The organism is Bathymodiolus azoricus thioautotrophic gill symbiont, from assembly GCF_001298715.1.
Taxonomy (GTDB): Bacteria; Pseudomonadota; Gammaproteobacteria; order PS1; family Pseudothioglobaceae; genus Thiodubiliella.
On sequence record NZ_CDSC02000293.1, the window covers coordinates 1 to 2,126 of the forward strand.

Here is a 2,126-nt window from a genome sequence, read left to right on the forward strand (position 1 = left end):
TTAAGGATTATGAAGAAATTGTGGATAAATGTTGCGATGCTTGGAATGACATCTTAAAGAAGGATAATTTTGTTAAGAAATTGTGTAGTAGAGAATGGATAGAATTAGTTTAGTTTATTTTTGAAAATGGTATAAATATGTCTTAGCAGTATTGGCATAGGTATGCCCTTGTTGAATGTGGTGCATTGCCATTAATCGAATCTTAACTCTATGATGTGTTTGTTTTTTAGCTAGGCTTTTAAAATTTTCGTTGTAAAAAGATTTTGGAAGTGAGCGAGGTCTTGGCATAATTTTATTGTCTTGTTAAAAACTTATTATTTTACCATATTTATTTAGTTTATTTTTGAAAATGGTATCACTAAACTCAGTGATTAGAAAATCTATCAAGAATCGTAAGATTTTTAATCATGATAATTCTGCTTTTAAGGTTGTGTTTTTAGCCATTGAAGCAGCTAGTAAAAGATGGACTATGTCGATTAGAAATTGGCCACAAGCAATGAATCAGTTTATAATCCTGCATGAGGATAGATTAAAGGATTATGTCTGATTTTTAAAGAGGACTTTACACAATCTGGTTTACAGGGTCGGGATCCCTCACAGGTTAAAACATAGATTCTTCTGAGTCCATCTTGTTTTTTTGATATGTGCGATAACTCATCCCGCTTCCAGCATATTTTATTATATGTTGAGACGATCCTGCAATATTATTACTAATGCCATAATAATATAATTTTTCGTTTACATTAGAAAATTCTTTTTTAGTGTAAACGCTTCCTGCCCATGCGTCTACCACTAAAGAACTTTCATTCCATTTTTCAGGTTCAAATATGGGGGTGCGTTGATCGCGATTAACTAAGTTGAATGCATGATCAGGTTTTGTTGTGAGTAGATATTCTGCTGTCATATTAGGATGATTTTTTCTTAACTCGTTCAACATAATAAACGCACATTCCGAACAATTAGCAACTTTATATGTGTTAATGACTAAATCCTCATATTCCTTGCTTGCAAAAAATTGTATAAAATTATTGGGAAAGGGGACGCCAGTTTGATTTATATTGGCAATATGACCATGTATACTATCTCGTAATTGTTTTATTTTTATTGTTCGCTGATCATATCCTTCAAGATCACGGTTTCGGCTAGAAGATTCTAATGTACTCAGTTTTTTAAAAACATATGATTGAAAAATTTTTTGTTGTATTTGAGCCATTTCCTCACTTGAATTGTGTAATAGTGCATCTCTATCTATTCTATATTCTTTAGAAACTTTTCTTTCGATTTCTATATTATTTATTCCCCCAACAGCACCTTCTTCCACAGCCTCTTGTTCAGGTGTTTTTTTCATATGCCCTGTTGGATCCCTATATTTAAGGGGATTATTACCCACATAAACATACAAATTCAAGCCAACACCTGCTGAATCAGGGTTTACCCACCTTGACAGCCATGGGGCTAGGTATCTAGCCCCGTAGTAGCATAAACCACTACTATCATCTCTTTCTTTACCCGTATAGCGATAGCGTTTTTGTTGCACTTGGGTTTTGTCTTTACCCGCAATGATGGTAGTGCCACCGTAGGGGTAGTAGTATTCGTAACTAAGGGTTTGGGCTTTGTCATCCAATTCTAAGGCGTTGGATTGTAGGTGGCTGGCGAGTTGGTAGCGAGTTTGGCTGGGGCTTTGTGTGTTGTCTTTATTGCTTTCGCACAGGATATGGGTGCCGATGTGCAGGGTGCTACTTTGTTGTTTTGCTTGGTTGGTTGAAAGATCTAGTGAGGGCAGGTAGTCTCTCTGGCTTTGAACTTGGTGGTTAGATTCAGTTACAGTGCGAACTCGTTTGCCTTGGTAATTATAAACATAGCATTGTGTGGCGTTGCTTTTGTCTGCTTTGGTGAGTTTGTTAAGGGTGTTGTTGTAGTGCCACTCTAGGTTACCGATATTGTTTAAGTTTAATAGATTGCCGTTGGCATCAAAGTTGATGGTGGATTGTTGGGTTTCAGTGCCACGGTTGCTGTTAGGGTGGATGGTGAGGGCTTGTTGCCAAGTGCTACTGTTTGCTTGGTGTGAGAGGTGGGTTAGGTTGTTACCTGTGTCGTAGGTGTAGGTTTGCTGGTAGAGTTCTAGT

Annotated in this window: 2 protein-coding genes and 1 pseudogene; 1 reads left to right on the forward strand and 2 read right to left on the reverse strand. The window is 36.9% G+C overall.

Going from position 1 to position 2,126, the window contains the following annotated elements:
• Positions 1-114: 114 nt before the first annotated feature.
• Positions 115-288: a hypothetical protein gene (locus BAZSYMA_RS09985; protein ID WP_195910117.1), complete on the reverse strand. Its 174-nt coding sequence runs from the start codon at positions 286-288 to the stop codon at positions 115-117.
• 67 nt (positions 289-355) lie between these two features.
• On the opposite strand from BAZSYMA_RS09985, the pseudogene BAZSYMA_RS05675 reads away from it, so the two are divergent.
• Positions 356-547 (forward strand): annotated as a pseudogene (locus tag BAZSYMA_RS05675) (IS256 family transposase); the annotation flags it as partial.
• 54 nt (positions 548-601) lie between these two features.
• Here the strand turns inward: BAZSYMA_RS05675 and BAZSYMA_RS05680 are convergent.
• The coding region (locus tag BAZSYMA_RS05680; RefSeq protein ID WP_090716566.1) for an RHS repeat-associated core domain-containing protein at positions 602-2,126 on the reverse strand (1,525 nt) is incomplete at its 5' end.

Excerpts from the sequence above, each read along its gene's own strand:
- BAZSYMA_RS09985 (WP_195910117.1), bottom strand. The coding sequence starts at position 288 with ATGCCAAGACCTCGCTCACTTCCAAAATCTTTTTACAACGAAAATTTT.